This window comes from Singulisphaera chitinilytica (genome assembly GCF_049331405.1).
In the GTDB taxonomy this organism is placed as follows: Bacteria; Planctomycetota; Planctomycetia; order Isosphaerales; family Isosphaeraceae; genus PoT.
Genome location: NZ_CP186274.1, coordinates 3,530,600 through 3,546,268 on the forward strand (window position 1 = coordinate 3,530,600; position 15,669 = coordinate 3,546,268).

The window sequence follows — 15,669 nt, forward strand, 5'->3', positions numbered from 1 at the left end:
CCAGGGGCGGAACCCTAACCAATCTTTCCGCCGACCAATAATGGATTTTCAAACGGGGGTGGCGAAGACGCGCCCGGCCCGCGGCGGGAGCTCGATATCCCGGAGGAAGCCGGCCTGGACCGAGGCGGACTGCTTGGTCCAGGCCTCGTCGAAGCCGGTCTCGTCGGGGACAACCCCTGACATCGGGATGTCCACTCGCCGGGTCGATCGCGACGCATTGATGGCGACGACAACCGTCTCGGAGCCGAGTTGCCGGGCATGGACCGAGACGTCCCCATCGGCCAGGAGGAACCTGAAGGTTCCTCGGCGCAGCGAGGGCCTGGCGTGTCTCAGGGCGATGTATCTCTGGAAGTCGTGGAGCAGGTCGCGGTCCCAGCTATCCGGCTGATACCAGGGGAACGCTCGGCGATTGTCCGGGTCGTGGCTCCCGGCCATCCCGATCTCGTCGCCGTAGTAGATCGAGGGGGCGCCCGGATAGGTCATCTGGAAGAGGGTGGCCAGCCGAAGTGCGGACTTGTCGCCGTTGGCTAGCGTCAGGAACCGCGTCGTGTCGTGGCTGTCGAGCAGGTTGAGCATGACCTCGGTGATGCTGTTCGCGTAGAGCCCGATCAGCCGCTCGATGGACCTCCGGAAATGCGAGGCACCCGGCGGCGCGAGGTGCTTCAGGCTCGTCTTGTTCAGCTCGTCGCGGTTGACCCCGTCGGCGACGAAGAAGCCTAAACATGCTCGAGTGAACAGGTAGTTCATCACGGCATCCCACATGTCTCCCTGCAGCCAGCGTTCGGCCTCGGTCCAGACCTCGCCAACGATGTAGGCGTCGGGGTTCCCGGCGCGGACGCGGTTCCGGAACTCGCGCCAGAATTCGTCGTCATCAATCTCGTTGGGCACGTCGAGCCGCCAGCCGTCGATGCCGAAGTCGATCCATTTGCGTCCGATCCCCCAGAGGAACTCGCGGACGGCCGGGGTGTTTGTGTTGAACTTCGGGAGCGCGGGGAGGTTCCACCAGGCGCCGTATCCCGGTGAGCGATCCGGGTCGTAGGCGTAAAGCGGGAAGCTGTTGATCACGAACCAGTCGGTGTAGGCCGACTCCGCGCCGTTCTCAAGGATGTCGTGGAACTGGAAGAAACCCCGGCTGGCGTGGTTGAAGACCCCGTCCAGCACGATCTTCATCCCACGCGAGTGGGCCTCGTCGATCAGGCGGCGCAGGGCGGCGTCACCGCCGAGCATCGGATCGACCTTCTCGTAGTCGTGTGTGTGATAGCGGTGGTTCGAGGCCGACTGGAAGATCGGCGTGAAATAGATCGCGTTGACGCCGAGGTCCCGGAGGTAGTCCAGGCGCTCGATGACGCCGATCAGGTCCCCGCCCTGGTATCCATGAGGCGTGGGAGGTGCCCCCCACTCGTCGAGCCTGGAGGGCTTGGTGACGGACAGGCTCTTCGCGAATCTGTCGGGGAAGATCTGGTAGAAGACGGCGTCGCGTACCCAGTCGGGCGTCCGGGGATCGGTCAAGGATCTCTCCCAAGATCGAGGTCGATGCTCATCTCAACGCCGCCAACCTGATTATAGGGCGTGTCGGCGTCGAGTCAGGAGTGTGTTGAGGGGACAAAACAGGCCGGCCCTCGGGATGTCAAATCCCGAGGGCCCGATGATCGAAAGAGCAATCCACGTTCCGGATCGGCCGCTTGCGGCTCAGCCCGCCGACACCTTGTGCCAGTAGATCTGCTGCCGGTCGCCCCGGATCCGCAGGTCCTCGAGGAAGGGTTCGAGGGTCGGCTTGACGAGCCCCTTGAGATAGGGACGCCCATTGACGCGGACCTCGAGCTTCTTCGAGAAGTCGAGGATCTTGGGGCTGATCCAGACATCCAGGCGTTTGACCCCCTTGGCCTGGACCTGGATGAGGTTGCTCGCCTGGCTCGACGTGACCTTGATCGAAGCGGGGTTCAGATTCTTGCCGAGCGGCTCGGCGGCCTCGGGGGCGGTCGTGTAGCCAGGCTGGAACTCGCGGATGACGACGCCGTAGAACCGCTCGTCGGAGTCGCGCGAAGAGATCGCCTCGAAGGCCTTCACGACGGGCTGACGCGTCTTGCGATCCATCCAATCGAGGATCGGGGCGGCCTCCTCGGGGAGGTCTTCGAGCCCGCGACGAATGTGCTCGACATAGGTGATGTCATAAGCCCTGGCGATCAGGGGTTTGAGGAGCGAGCCGAAGACCAGCTCCGTGCTGGCCGGGGCGAGGTCCCCCATCGCCACGTAGAGGGGCAGCTTCTCTGTGTGGACGATGTTGCGGAAGGCGTACTTGAAGGGACGGCCCGATACGATCGCCACGCCGGCGAAGAGGTCGGGATGGGCCAGGCCGAAGTCCCAGGCCATGTCGCCGCCGATCATCTGGCCGCCGAGGAAGACGCGGTTGGCGTCGATGGCATAGCGGCGCCTGGCGTCGCGAAGGGCGAGCTCGACGGCCGCGTGCTCGCTCGTCGTGAACCGGTATTCTTTGGGGTGGTCCGGCAGGTTGTACTCGGGGGCGATGACGATGTAGCCCCGTCGGCTCGCCTCCTTGGACCACCAGTCGATGGCCGACTGCGGACCGGCCCCGCCGTGGAGCGCGACCACGGCCGGATAGTTCCTCAGCGGGTGATACTCTGGGGGCAGGAGGACCGAGTATTCGGTTGGCACGGAGTTCCCGTCGTCCGCCGCCTTGTGCGTGAGGACCTCCTCCTTCGACGGCTGGGAATCCGACGCCAGGGGGGGAGCCATCCGCACGGCCAGGCGAGTCAGGAGGTCGAGCCTCTTGATCTCCAACGACTTTCCTGGCTCCTCCGGCAACTCGAACGCCTCGAGCTCGTCGAGGATCCGCGTGCGTGCTTCCTGATCCTCGCTCGACAGGTAGTCGTGGAGGAGGCCGCGGGCCTTCCAGAACGATCGGGCGAGGTCCAGCTTGGTCGTCGCGCCATCCGAGCCGAGAAGGTAGCCCGACATCGCCAGGGCCAGCCATTCCTCGTTATTGCCCTGTCCCTCGACCTTGGCTTTCTGCCAGGCGACGAGGCGGTCGTGGACCACGTCGGGCACCTCATTCAGCCCCTTCAGGACCTCGGCGACGGGCTTTTTCCATGCCTCGCGCTTGTCGGTAGGCAACGCATCGGCCAGGGCCTTGAGTTCGCTCGCCCACGACTTGTTCGTGGCTTGCTCGTTCTCGGCCGCGCGGAGCTCGTCGCGGACGCCCACGAGGATGTCGGAGGAGACGTCCTTCGAAGGGAACGACTTGAGTCGGTTCTGGACCTCGGTGTATTGCTGGGCCTTGCGGGCGATGTCGATCTCGGCCTTGCGTTCGACGGCCTCGAGCCTGGAGACGACGACCTGGGCACTTTCGATGGTCTCCTTGAGGCCCGGTTCCTCGGGGAAGTCGCGGAGGAGCGAGTTCAACTCGCGGCGAGCCTCGGCGAACCAGCGTGCCTGGATCAGGAAGCTGGCGACCCTGCGCCGTTCTTGCAGGTTCGTCTGGTCGACTTTCGCCAGGATGGCCAGGATCACATCCTGCGGGACCTGCGTCGTGCTCAGCCGGCCCTCTTGCCAGAAGCCGTCGACTCCGCGAATCTTGACGAGGTACGGGCCCATCTCGTAGATGGCCTGCTCCATCGTGACGGGCTTCGAGGATCGGGCCGAGGTGTAGGTGAAGCTGCGTCGCCCCCGATCGTTCCAGGGGGTCGAACTGATGTCGAAGGCTTCCTTGGGCATCACGCCCGCGTGCTGCACCAGGGGCTGGACGAGCTTGAAGATTTCCCAGGTGCCGAACGTCGAGTCGGGTTCGATCGAGCCGATCTTGGAGTCCCGAGTGACCACACGCCTCAGGCCATCGAAGATCCAGACGATTGTGTTATCGCGGTCGATGGTCCCGTGGTAGACGAGCCCATTTTTGAGCACAACCTTCTCGGCGGATCGCGAGGCCGTCGCCGGGAGGATGATCAGGGCGAGGAGGGTTGCCCCGGTAATTCTCGATCGAAGAGACGTTGCCATGTCTGGGTATCCCTACTCCGAGAGGCCCGCAAAATCGTGTCGGGAACGATGTTGATCGGATCGGAGGAATGGCTCGCCCGAGGAAACTCCATCTCACCCGGCCAGGAAACATTCTGACACCTCGAGGACCCGGGTCAAGCCGATGGCCGGGAACTGATTAGGTTTCGACGGGCATGTCAAGCTGGTCGTACTGGCCTCGCTAACTCTCCGGACTACAATGCGTAAGGTCCGCGCTCACGTCCGGCCCAACCGGTCCGATGCAAGGTGACGTCGGAAATCTAGACGTCCGACCCTCTCCTCGGATTCGATGACCCCAACCACGATTGATTGAGCGTGGCTTTGCGCGGCCCGACGATCATGGGCCGGAAACTCGGCCGTGCAATTTTTAGAGAGAGACTGATCACCCCCCGTTCGTCAGCAGAGGGCGAGTCGATCATGGCAGGGACCTCCATCAAATTTCGCTGCTATCAGTGCAACCAACTCCTCGGGGTCTCGCGCAACAGGGTGGGGGGAGTGGTTTCCTGCCCCAAGTGCCAGGCCGGGCTCATCGTGCCGGATCCGACGGAAGGGGCGGGCCCTCTCGACCTGCGGACCGAGGGCGAATCGACCGGATCCGGGTCGACGGACGGTGGAATACCCCTCGACCTCATCGACATACGGCCCGAGGATATCCGCGTCGAGCCGGGGGCGTACAGGTCGCCCGCCTCGCCGAGCTCGTCCGAGCCCCAGGAGGCCGCGACCTCCGGCGGGCCTGGTCTCCAGGTGGCCGAGCCGCCCGCGTCATGGGAGCAGCCGCCGGCCCCTCCAAGGCCCTTGCGCCCGAGCTCGGCGTCGGTCGAGGCTCCCGCACCCACCTTTGCCCCCGAGCCGGAACGCACGAAGAGCGCGGAGGATCTCAACCTCCCGCAGATCGACCTGGCTCCGGCCCGTCGTTCGCCGACTCGGCATCAGCCGCTCGCCCGATCCCGCGACGTCGTCATTTCCCGGACGACCCTCGCGATGTGGTCGCTCTTCGTCCTGATTGCCCAGGTGCTCGCGTTCCTGGCCGGGTTGCTGGCCGGGCATTTCGTCTGGAAGGTCCATTGAGCGACCGGTCTTCACTGGTCGCCAAACGCTGCACCTTGGAGGATCTTGGGAACTGGGCTAACATGGAAAGTCTCGCAAGGCGAATGAGTTCCGTGCGTCACTCCGCCTGAAGCTGAGCTCGAAATCTCGTTTGAGACTATGTCATGTCTAACACGCCGTCAGACATCGTGATGCGCTCCGACACGATCAAAAAGGGAGACGCCCGCGCAGCTCACCGCAGCTTGCTTCGAGCCACCGGGGTCGGTGAGGGGGACTGGGACAAGCCCTTCATCGCGATCTGCAACAGTCATGTGGATATCATCCCGGGACACGTCCACCTGCAGGAAGTGGGCAACTTCGTCAAGGAATGCGTCCGGGCCGCCGGCGGCGTGCCGTTCATCTTCAACACCATCGGCGTCGACGACGGCATCGCGATGGGCCACAACGGCATGAAGTTCTCGCTCCCCTCGCGCGAGCTCATCGCCGACTGCGTGGAGACGATGATCGAGGCCCACCGCTTCGACGGGATGATCTGCATCCCGAACTGCGATAAGATCGTCCCCGGCATGTTCATGGGCGCGATGCGGGTCAACATCCCGACGATCTTCGTCTCGGGCGGCCCGATGGAAGCCGGCAAGACCGAGGACGGCAAGACCGTCGACCTCATCGACGCCTTCGTCGGCGGCGTCCAGCGCCAGAACGGCAAGATCACCGCCGAGGAACTCGAGGCCATCGAGAAGGCGGCTTGCCCAACCTGCGGTAGCTGCTCGGGCATGTTCACGGCGAACAGCATGAACTGCCTGGCCGAGGCCATCGGCATGGCCCTCCCCGGCAACGGCACGATCCTCGCCACCTCGGCCGACCGCAAGGCCCTCTACGAGAAGGCGGCCCAGCGGATCGTCGCCATGGCGAAGGAGTTCGGCAAGGTCGGTGAAGGCCACGGCCTCCTGCCTCGCGAGATCGCCACGACCAAGGCCTTCGACAATGCCATGGTCCTCGATATGGCGATGGGGGGCAGCACGAACACCGTGCTCCACATCCTCGCGATCGCCCATGAGGCCGAAGTCCCCTACACCATGCAGCAGATCGACGCGCTCAGCAAGAAGACGCCGAACATCTGCAAGGTGAGCCCGGCCAGCTCGTACCACATCGAAGACGTCGCCCGCGCCGGCGGCATCCACACGATCCTCGGCGAGGTCAACCGCGGCTGTCCCGGCCTCCTCGACCTGACCTGTTCCACGGTGACGGGCAAGACCATCGGCGAAAATATCGCCGAGTACGACGTCCGGTCCGAGACCGCCCAGGGCACTGCGAAGGTCCTGACCCGCGTCCGTCCCGGCGGCGAACGCACGAGCCGGGCCTGGACCGTGCCGAGCGTCACCGGCGACGCCCGCTCGCAGGCCGCCGGCCTGGCATTGCTGGACTCGGAAGGCGAGGGCGAAGCTCTGCCCGAGTCGCCGCAGAATGGCAGTGGCGACGGCGGCTCCGACGGCTTCGACGCCTGGGACGTGATCCGCAAGGTCGAGAACGCCTACTCCCAGACCGGCGGACTCACCGTCCTCTACGGCAACCTCGCGCCCGATGGCTCGGTCGTGAAGACGGCTGGCGTCGACCCCAAGATGTTCAAGCACTCCGGTCCCGCCGTCATCTTTGAAAGCGAGATTGATGCTTATAATGGCATCGTCTTCGGCGAAGTGAAGGCCGGCGACGTCGTCGTGATCCGCAACGAAGGTCCCAAGGGGGGCCCTGGCATGCAGGAGATGCTCGCCCCCACGACGGCCATCAAGGGGGTCGGTCTTGGCGACAAGTGCGCCCTCATCACCGACGGCCGATTCTCGGGTGGGACCGCCGGGGCCTCAATCGGTCACGTGAGCCCCGAAGCGGCCGTCGGAGGCCCGATCGGCCTCTTGCAGCCGGGGGACATCATCGAGATCGACATCCACGAGGGGAAACTGTCCGTGCGACTGACGGACGAGGAGCTCAACGCCCGACGCGCGGCCTGGAAACCGCCGGTCCCGCGGTTCAAGAAAGGTTATCTCGGCAAATATGCGAGCATGGCCACGAGTGCCCACACCGGGGCGGTGTTGAGCTGGGAGTGAGATCCCGGGCTGGATGAGGCTCGGCCGAAAGGCCGAGTTGGATAGAGATCGCGACCAGCCGGGGGCCTCGAGCGAGGTTCTCGGCAGGTCTCTTCATTGCACAGGCCGATCGTGAGGGACCAGTTCACGCTCGGCCGTTCGTCGCGAGCTTCGGCTTCGCTTCAAGCCGAGGCGTCGCTCTCCTGGACTTCGGCCTTCGCCTGCGGCGTCCCGTCATCGAGGACGGCCGACTTGATCATGAACGTGGGGCAGGGTTCGCGGAATCGGAGCCGGACGCGGTAGAGCCCCTCTTTGGGCTCGACCCCGAGCACGTCAGCCTCGATCCATGGCGTGGCCGACTCGCCGACGAGTCGAATGCGGACCGGCGCATTCGTCGGGGGTGGGCTCGCCGCCGCGACGGCGGCACCGGCGCGGCTGATGTCGATCAGTCGGATCGGAACTGTCCGTGTACGAAGGACATCCGTCCAGGATAGGCGGCCGCGGTGTCGCGAAGCGTATCGCGGATTGGTTCGAAAGGCTTCACCCACGGCCTTCGGGCGGGCTCGGAGGAAGCGTAGCAACTGATTCTTTGGTTGATCGCTCATAAACGTCTCGGGTCAAATCGCCCATCGATCATGGGAGACAAGTGCGTGACGCGGACCGGGGACGCCATTTCCATCTTAGGGGCATTGTATGACGAGTGGAAGACTCCAGGCGTCATCATCCATCTTAGGACATCAAACCAAGTCCTCGGGCAGAAAAAGACCACGATCGTCTGAGGGATGTACCAACCGAGTGCTCCCAAGCTGCTCCTGCGAGGAGGGGAGCCACTGAGAAATCTAGCTTACACCCTATTGAACTGTCAGGATCCTGAGAAAAATGATAGCGTTCCGCGTGATTGGAGCACGCCAAGGGGAGCCGATCCGTCATTCCAGGAGCTTCAGGGATGAAATCTATATTGTTTGCCCGATTCTTTTATGCTTTGGCGCTAATGATCGCCGTCATCGGCACGTTGGCGATCGTCCCTGTCCATGCAGCCGCGCCTGCCGCGAAGCCGCAAGATAAGGCCAAGCTCGCCTCCATTTTAAAGAACTGGGAAGCGAAGAGTGAGCATCTGAATTCTCTCGAGATTTCCGTCGTACGCAAGGATGTGAATCCGGCGTGGGGCGATCCGGAGGTCTTCCACGGGCAGGCCTTCCTGGAAAAGCCGGACAGGGCCCGCCTCGATTTCTGGAAGGTCGTGGAACAGCCCGGCAAGGCGGCGCGACGCGAGGATCAGGAGAGGGTCATCTTCACGGGCAAGAGCGTCCTGCAGTACATCTATCCCACCAAGCAGATCTACGTCTACTCGCTGAACAAGCAGCAGCAAATGCAGGCGCTCGACGAGGGCCCCTTGCCGTTCCTCTTCAACTTCAACGCGAAGAAGGCCAGCGAGCGTTACACGTTCGAAATCGAGAACGAGAACCAATCGACCTACCTGCTCAAGGTTGAGCCGAAGCTGGCCGCCGACCGTGAAGCCTTCAGCATGGTCCATCTCTGGCTGAACAAGAAGACCTTCTTCCCGGACAAGCTCTGGCTCATCCAGCCCAACGGCAAGGATCGAAAAGAATATCAATTCCCTTCGATCAAGGCCAAGGATCGGCTGGATCCCAACCTGTTCACGGGGAAGAAGCTCGAGGGGTGGACGGTGGTGAAGGACCCGGGCCCTGGGGAGAGGTCCGCGCAACGCGTGCAGCCGCCGCGTCGGGATTGATTCGGAGGGGAGCAGAGTCGGGAAGGGGGGGAATCCGACCGGAGGCGGGCGAGGGGATCAGTGCCCTGACGGCGAGCCGTTCGACGGGGCCGGCTGGGCCTGTTCGAGCTTCTGACGCTCGCCGGCGAGGTTGGCGTCGGCGTCCGAGACGGCCTTGCGGAAGATGGCGATCTCCTCGACGGGGATCAGTTTGCGCCTGGAACGCTCCTGGGCGAAGGCAAGTCGGTTCCTGGCTCCCTTCGAGACGATCTCGAAGTAGCGGATTCGGGCCTTGAGGTAGTCCCCCTTGAGCTTCTCGTATTCGGCCGAGTCGTAGGACTTCTCCCCTTTCCGGGCCGCAAGTTCCATCGAGACCTGGGCCTGGCGTGACTGGCTGAGCGCGACGCTGGCCTCGGCCATGTTCTTGCTCACGTCGGTGTCTTCGACTTCCTGGCGACTCACCGCGTTCTTCTGGAAGAGCTTGCGGGCCTGGTCGAGGCAGTAGTCGCGATACTTGAGGTCGACCCTGGCCATCGCCTCCTGCTTCTTGAGCCAGTCGAGCAGGAGGGAGTAGGCCTTCACCTCGTCGGGCGAGACGGCGCGGCCGATGACGTCGCGCTCATACTCTTTCAAGGCACGATAGGCGAGGGTCTCGGCCTCGTGCGCCTCTTCGTAGCGGAGAGTCGCGCCGTCGCGCTCGAGTTCGGCCGGGCTGAGGAGGCCGCGTCCGGCGAGGCGCTGCGAGCTTTCGAATTGCGATCGTTTGACCAGGACCGAGTCGTGCAGGCGCTGGATCTCGCGGTCGAGGTCGTCGAGCTCCATGCTCCTGTGCAGCGCGATGGGGAACTGGTCCGGATCCGGCTTCCCTTGGCTGAGCAAGGCGAGCGCGATGAGCAGGGCACTCTGCATGGGTGGGATCCTCGCGGGTGCGATCGACGGGTCCGATCACTCGGGATCGAGCACGTGCAAATCGTCGGGGATGAAACGACCATCGACGCGCAGCGGCACGCCGTCGAACGAGATGGTCCCGCCTCCGTATTCGGGACGTTGGATCTGCACCAGGTCCCAGTGGATCTTGGATCGGTTGCCGTTATCTGCCTCTTCGTAGGCGTTGCCGGGGGTGAGGTGGAAGCTCCCGGCGATCTTCTCGTCGAAGAGGATGTCGCGCATCGGGTTGAGAATTCGGGGGTTGCAGCCGATCGACCACTCGCCGATGTAGGACGCCCCCTCGTCCGTCTCGAAGATCCTGCGTAATTTCGCGGCGTCTCCCCCCGAACAGTCCGCCGAAATGATCCGGCCGTCCCGGAATTCAAGCCGAATGCCGTCGAACGAGGTCCCCTGGTAGATCGTCGGCGTGTTGAAGAGGACGTGCCCCTGGACCGAGTCTCGCACGGGGGCCGTGAAGACTTCGCCGTCGGGGATGTTCTTCTCGCCCGAGCAGGGGATGACCGGGATCCCTTCGATCGAGAACCTCAGATCGGTGCCGGGGGCGGTGATGTGGACCTCGCGTGCCGCCCGCATCCGCTCGGCCAGGGGGACGAGGGCCTTGGCGAGCTTAGGATAGTCGAGGTTGCAGACGTCGAAGTAGAAGTCCTCGAAGGCCTCGGTGCTCATCCCGGCCTGCTGCGCCATGCTGGCGTTGGGGATCCGGAGGACGCACCACTTCGTCTCCTTGATCCGACGCTCGAAGTGCACCGGCCTGAGGACGTGCGTGTTGTAGAGGTTCATCTTCTCGCCGGCGACGTCGCTCATCTCGTTGATGTTCCGGCTGCCCCGGAGCGCGATGTAGGCCTGCACCCTCTCCATGCGATGAAGCTCAGCGTCACCCCAGGCACGCATCTGCCCCTCGGAGCCCCAGCGCACCAGGTCCCGGATCATCCTGGTGTCCTTGGTCTCGACCAGCGGGAACGCCCCCTTCTGGGACGCCTGGCGGATGAGTTGGCGGGGGAGGGAGAGGTCGTCGAGGTCGAAGCATTCGATCAGGATCGTCTCGCCCGCCTTGAGGTCGGTCGAGTGGTTGATCAAGATCCTGGCGAGGGCTTCCCAGCGCGGGTCCGGCATCGGCTCGTACCTTCTTTGGCTTCGCGATGACCTGAATCGAGGCGGCCAGGCGGGTTTTCGGGGGATGGATTGGTCCGCCCCTTAAGACCTTCGAGTTTACACCAAAGGGTAAGCGGGTCGCGAGTCAACGGTTCATCAAATGCAGCGGTTTTGCAAATCTTGGGAGACGCAAATGGAGCGAGGGCCGGCGACCGGGAATCCGTCGCCGACCCTCGTCATGTTTCGCGATTCCGGCCGATCTCGCGTCAAATGATGCGAGGGATTCCGGCCTGTCTAGCTTCATGTCATCAGGGCTTGAGCAGCGGGTTCATCGACGCCCGGATCTCGATCGTCACGCCGGCCGAGAGGGGGACCTTGAACAGCAGCGGCTTGAGCGACGAGAGCAGGAACCGGGTGGCGGCGTCCGGGATGATGAACGACGAGGGGTCGGGCAGGAAGCTCGCCTTGGTCGAGGCCGGGTCGACGGTCTTCTCGGCCGAACGGGGCCGGGTCTGCGGGGTCGCACAAGGCTCCGACGAGTCGGGCATCGACGTCGGGGGCTCCGGCTCGTCGGGCAGCGGGGGCAGGGGGATGGACGAGCCCTCCGGAGCCTTGCCCTGCGGCATCGTCCGGCTCGGCAAGGCCGGCGGGTTGACAGCCGCCTCGTCCGCGATCGGGGCGGGGGGCGAGATCGCCGGGGTCTGGATGGTGACTGGCGGCTTGATCGAGGTCGTGAACACCTTGGGCGCGGGGATCGGCTCGAGGACGGCCTTCGTGGTCGTCTCCGACTCGTCGGCGTCGATCAGCATCAGACGCTCGCGGGCAATCGCCCGGCCCTGGCCGTCGTCGGCGGTGTGAACACCGAAGCTGACGAGCAGGAGCCCGTTATTGGGGATCAGCCATTCGCCGGCGACGCTCGCGTTAGAAATCTCGGGGATCTCGATGTGCGGGGTGATCTTGCCGGGCTCGGCCTTACCGTCCTGAGATGGGATGATCTCGGTGAACTTGACCTTGTGGACGGCGGCGACCTGGGTCTCCTCGACGACGACTTTGGTCAGGACCCCCTGGTCGAGTTTGCGGCCCGTGAAGGTGAACTGGCACCCGTCACGCACGTCTTCGAAGTCGGGAGAGTAGGCGACGGCCACGGCGTGGTCGAAGGGACCATCGGCCAGGCGGGTGAGCTTGGAGACGACCCGACGCGTCGTCCGGTTGGAGAAGTGGGCGACGGCCTCGGACTGGGTCATGACCTGGGGCGACATCACGACGCGGCCGGCGCGCTCGGCGATGGCCTGAGCGGCCTCGGCGTCCACGGTCCAGACCGTCGCATTACCCTGCTTGGCCACGGGAGTGAGCTTCGAGTAGGTCGCCTCGCGCCACTCGAGCCCGTTCATCTCCAGGACCCGGACATGATATTGAATGGGCCGGGCGACCTTGGGCGAACCATCGGCGCCGAGCAGGGCGAGAGTCACCAATCCTAGTGCGATATTCATGCGACGTCCTCCATTCCGTCGGGTTCCTCGCTCCGGTACCTCACCCAGGGAGCCGAGCGGCGAGGATAGTACGCATGTTGCCGGAATTGGTCAATCGCGGGTTCTCGGCTTTAGCAGGCGACTTCTTGAGCTTTTCTTCGCCCGGCGCGCGACGATGCCACCGGAAGCGTCGGCCTGCGGTGGCATCGCTCGAGAAGCGAGAGGATCAAAGGCGTCTGGCCGCGAGCCCGATCATTTCTCGAAGAGCTCCCCCACGGGCACGACCTTGACGTTGAGGTTATCGAGCGGGAACGTCTCGATGACCTTGTCTTCGGCGAGGATCGTTTCCGGCGTCCCCTCGGTGTCGTAGACGATCGGGCTCGGCTTGCCCGAGAGCAAGGCCTCCTTCAGTGCCGCGGCCTCCTGAGCGACTATCGCGACCTTGATCCCGGGCTTGTTCAGGTGGCGACGTACGGCGGCGTTCACTTGCTCGACCGTCAAGGTGGGGAGCCTGCGGGCCAGCTCCGTCACGAGGTCTTCGCGGTCGTAGAATGAGCCGTCCATCGCGTAGCCGAGCCGACGAGAGAGTGTCTGGACCCAGAGCTTACTGTAGTTGAGCAGGAACGACCGGGTCGCCTCGAAGTCCTCGGGGCTCATGCCCTTCTCGACCAGGCGATCCAGTTCCCAGAGGGCACCCCGCAGGGCGAAGACCGCCTTGTCGCGGGGCACGGGCCTCAGCCAGATCGTGAACGCCTGCTGACGGCGGGGGTTGTTGGGGATCGGGAAGGTGCTCATACCTTCCTGGATGAAATCCTCGACATACGAGTAGTCGCCGTAGTTGAGCCCGCGCTTGCCGCGGAGGTCCTGCATCAGCTTACCGTTGAATGTCCGGTGCTCGCCGAGGTAGGAGTTGGCGACGGCCAGGGCGTAGAAGTCGTCATCCTTGCGCGTGACGTCGATCGGGAAGCCGAGCGAGATCGCCGTGGCATCGGCGGGCTTCTCGACGATCGTGACCTCGATCCCCTTCACGGACGCGGGCTTGGGAAGTGCGGGCGCCGTGTAGGTCCCGTTCGGGAGGTTGAGGTCGTTCTCGATCTTGGCGACGAATTCGGGCTGGACGCCGCCGGCGACGCCGAGCTGGAGGGTGCCGCGGGTGTAATGGGCACGGTAGAAGGCCTTGACGTCATCGAGCGAGATCGCCTTCAGGCCCTCGACCGTCCCCTGATCGACGTGGCCGTAGGGATGGTTCTTGTAGAGCTCGAGCTGGAGCGCCCACTTCCCGAGTTCCTCGTCGTTGTTGCCGCGGAGGCTCTTGGAGAGGTAGTCGATGGCCTCGTTCTTGAGCCGATCGAAGTCGTCCTCGGCGAACCGAGGGGCGGCCAGCATCGACGTGGCCAATTCCTCGTAGGCCTTGAGGTTGTCGCGGTGGACCTCGCCCGAGAAGACCGTGACTTCCTTGTGGCACGAGCCCGAGAGCGACGAGGCGATCGGGTAGAACTTGCCCAGGATCTGGTCGTAGGTCAGCGTCTTCGTGCCCCCTTCGGAGATCATCGAGGCCGTAAGGGCGGCCAGCCCTTCCTTGCCCTTCGGATCATCCTGCGAGCCGACGCGGAAGAGGAAGCGGACGGCCACCAGCGGCGACGAAGGGGAGGGGAGGAAGAGGGCCGACGGGGGAGCCGCCTGCTTGACCGATTTCGGGGCGACAGCGCCCGGCTCGGCCGATTGCGCCAGCGATCCCGCGGCCAGGACGATCGAGAGTGCTCCCGCCTGCCAACCCTTCGAGTTTCGTTGTGCGTTCATCATTTGGCCTTCTCCGACTCGAGGGTGATGATCGTCTCGTTCGTGGGGGCGAAGTAGCGAGCCGCAACCCGCTGCAGGTCGGCCGGGGTGAGGTTGTCATACTCGGCGTACAACTGGTTCATCGAGTCAGGACGCCCAGTGACGCCCAGCGACTGGCTCACGGCGAGGGCCACCGCGTCGGCGCTATCGAGAGACGCGGCGAAGGCGTAACGCAGGTGGGACTTGATCGAGGCGAGCTGGGCGGCATCGACGGGGGTCTTCGCCGCTTCGATGAAGGCCGACTCGATATCCTTGCGGATCGCCGGGAGGTCCTTCGTGTCGCGGATCCGGGCGACGACGGTGAAGAGTCCCGGGTCACGCTTGATCTCGGCGTCGGCGGCCAGCAGGACGACGCGCTGTTCTTTCAAAACGAGCTTCTTGTAGAGGGCGCTTGTCTCGCCGAAGACCGCCTGGCCGAGGGCCCCGAGGGCGGCGATGTCCTTCGTCTGCTCGCTCGCGGAGGGGATGTGATAGCCGACGTACAGGATGGGCAGGGTCGGCACCGGCCACTTCAGTTCGCCCGTCCTGGTTTCCTTCTGCTCGGGCTCGACGGGGATCGTCACCGTGGACTTGCCGCGCTCCCAGGTGCCGTATTCCTTCTGCACCAAGGCCACGAGCTTGGCGTGATCGACGTCGCCGGCGACGACGATGGTGCAGTTCTCGGGTCGATACCAGCGGTCGAAGAAGGTCTTGCTGTACGCGAACTGATTGGGCATGTCCTTGATGTCGGCCAGGAACCCGATCGTCGTGTGCTTGTACGTGTGCGTCGTGTACGCCTTGTCCTGCATCAGCTCATTCAGGTTCAGGAACGGCGACGACGCGCTCTTGTTGTACTCGCCCAGCACGGCCCTGGCTTCCTTCTGGAAGTCGGCCAGTTCGTACTTGAGGTTCCGGAAGCGGTCGGCCTCGACCTCGACGACGACGGGCAGGGCAGACGCGGGGACCGTCATATGATAGCAGGTGATATCATCCGACGTGAACGCATTCGCATCCGCGCCGAGCGCCTTGACGGTGCTGTTGTACTTCTCCTGCGGATAGCGGTCGGTTCCCCGGAACATCATGTGTTCGAAGAAGTGGGCGAATCCGGTGAGCCCCTTCTCGACCTCGTTGCGGGAGCCGGTGCGCACGAGCGTGTAATAGGCGATGATCCCCGGCGAGTCGTAGGGGACCGTCAGCACGGTCAGGCCATTCTCGAGCGACGTCTTCTGGATCGTGAACGGGAAGACCGGGTCGGTCGCTCTCGCCTCCGTGCCGGCCAAGGCGACGAGCAATGCCGCAGTGATGAGGAAGATTCTCGATATCTGCATCCAACTCCTCCTAGATATGAGCCTGCAAAGAGGGGGCGCCGCCCTGTGGTCGGGTCGCTCGGTGAAGAGGACTGTAAACCGCCCCTTCGCGGGGCGTCAATCGTGTTGCGGGGCGGCTCTCGAGGCCG

Annotated in this window: 11 protein-coding genes; 3 read left to right on the forward strand and 8 right to left on the reverse strand. The window is 64.2% G+C overall.

Features of this window, described 5'->3' with window-relative positions; translation table 11 throughout:
* Window positions 1-48: 48 nt before the first annotated feature.
* Complete coding sequence (locus ACOYYX_RS14305) at window positions 49-1,509, reverse strand: glycoside hydrolase family 13 protein (RefSeq protein WP_422930578.1); 1,461 nt, start codon at window positions 1,507-1,509, stop codon at window positions 49-51.
* Between the two features lie 180 nt (window positions 1,510-1,689).
* Window positions 1,690-4,011 carry an alpha/beta hydrolase gene (locus ACOYYX_RS14310; protein ID WP_422930579.1) on the reverse strand — a complete coding sequence of 774 codons (2,322 nt, stop codon included), beginning with the start codon at window positions 4,009-4,011 and terminating at the stop codon, window positions 1,690-1,692.
* A 435-nt stretch (window positions 4,012-4,446) separates the two neighbouring features.
* Here ACOYYX_RS14310 and ACOYYX_RS14315 point away from each other — a divergent pair, with 435 nt between their 5' ends.
* Both ACOYYX_RS14315 and ilvD read left to right on the forward strand, forming a co-directional pair.
* Complete coding sequence (locus ACOYYX_RS14315; protein ID WP_422930580.1) at window positions 4,447-5,097, forward strand: hypothetical protein; 651 nt, start codon at window positions 4,447-4,449, stop codon at window positions 5,095-5,097.
* A gap of 143 nt (window positions 5,098-5,240) precedes the next feature.
* The gene (ilvD, locus tag ACOYYX_RS14320; protein WP_422930581.1) at window positions 5,241-7,175 is read left to right on the forward strand and encodes a dihydroxy-acid dehydratase; all 1,935 of its coding nucleotides are present in this window, start codon (window positions 5,241-5,243) and stop codon (window positions 7,173-7,175) included.
* Window positions 7,176-7,336: 161 nt separating this feature from the next.
* On the opposite strand, the gene ACOYYX_RS14325 is transcribed toward ilvD, so the two are convergent.
* Window positions 7,337-7,759: a PilZ domain-containing protein gene (locus ACOYYX_RS14325; RefSeq protein ID WP_422930582.1), complete on the reverse strand. Its 423-nt coding sequence runs from the start codon at window positions 7,757-7,759 to the stop codon at window positions 7,337-7,339.
* Between the two features lie 341 nt (window positions 7,760-8,100).
* Between ACOYYX_RS14325 and ACOYYX_RS14330 the strand changes: the two genes are divergently transcribed.
* On the forward strand, window positions 8,101-8,907 hold the full coding sequence (locus tag ACOYYX_RS14330) for an outer-membrane lipoprotein carrier protein LolA (protein ID WP_422930583.1): 807 nt from the start codon (window positions 8,101-8,103) through the stop codon (window positions 8,905-8,907).
* A 57-nt stretch (window positions 8,908-8,964) separates the two neighbouring features.
* Here the strand turns inward: ACOYYX_RS14330 and ACOYYX_RS14335 are convergent, their stop codons facing one another.
* From ACOYYX_RS14335 to ACOYYX_RS14355, 5 genes are all read right to left on the reverse strand, one after another.
* Window positions 8,965-9,795: a hypothetical protein gene (locus ACOYYX_RS14335; protein ID WP_422930584.1), complete on the reverse strand. Its 831-nt coding sequence runs from the start codon at window positions 9,793-9,795 to the stop codon at window positions 8,965-8,967.
* 36 nt (window positions 9,796-9,831) lie between these two features.
* Complete coding sequence (locus tag ACOYYX_RS14340) at window positions 9,832-10,947, reverse strand: aminopeptidase (RefSeq protein WP_422930585.1); 1,116 nt, start codon at window positions 10,945-10,947, stop codon at window positions 9,832-9,834.
* A 287-nt stretch (window positions 10,948-11,234) separates the two neighbouring features.
* The gene (locus tag ACOYYX_RS14345; protein WP_422930586.1) at window positions 11,235-12,416 is read right to left on the reverse strand and encodes a hypothetical protein; all 1,182 of its coding nucleotides are present in this window, start codon (window positions 12,414-12,416) and stop codon (window positions 11,235-11,237) included.
* Between the two features lie 231 nt (window positions 12,417-12,647).
* A complete protein-coding gene (locus ACOYYX_RS14350) occupies window positions 12,648-14,195 on the reverse strand; it encodes a M16 family metallopeptidase (protein WP_422930587.1) in 1,548 nt (515 codons plus the stop codon).
* Window positions 14,195-15,541, reverse strand: a complete 1,347-nt coding sequence (locus tag ACOYYX_RS14355) for a M16 family metallopeptidase (RefSeq protein ID WP_422930588.1) — start codon at window positions 15,539-15,541, stop codon at window positions 14,195-14,197. The genes ACOYYX_RS14350 and ACOYYX_RS14355 overlap by 1 nt, the downstream gene beginning before the upstream one ends.
* Window positions 15,542-15,669: the final 128 nt, after the last annotated feature.